This is a genomic window from Lysinibacillus sp. 10T31 (genome assembly GCF_056394365.1).
Map to the genome: position 1 here is coordinate 1 of NZ_JBFTHS010000209.1, position 441 is coordinate 441.

Here is a 441-nt window from a genome sequence, read left to right on the forward strand (position 1 = left end):
GTCCTGATCAGCCACACCCACCTCGACCACTGGGATGATGCTGCCCAGAAAGAAATCCCCAAGTCGCTGCCCATGTTCGTCCAGGACAATGCGGATGCGGCCCTGCTCCGCAAGCAGGGTTTCAAGGATGTTCGAATCCTGGGCACCGGCACCGTATTCAACGGCGTCAGGATCAGCAAGGCAGGCGCCCGTCATGGCTCGGAGGAAATGTACGCCATCCCCGAGGTGGGCAAGCTGCTCGGCGCAACCATGGGCTTTGTTTTCCAGCAGGCTGGTCTGAAGACGGTGTATGTGGCCGGCGACACCGTCTGGGAAGCCGAAGTTCGCGAAACGTTGAAGACTTTCAAGCCTGACGTGGTGGTTCTCAACACGGGCGATGCGCGGATCGATGGATTCAATACCGGCATCATCATGGGCAAGGAAGATACGCTGCGCGTGCAC

The 441-nt window shown here is 59.2% G+C and carries 1 protein-coding gene; it reads left to right on the forward strand.

Translation table 11 applies throughout. The annotated features are described in order from the left end of the window. On the forward strand, positions 1 to 441 hold a 441-nt coding region (locus AC1DCY_RS27685), incomplete at both ends, for an MBL fold metallo-hydrolase (protein ID WP_477355980.1).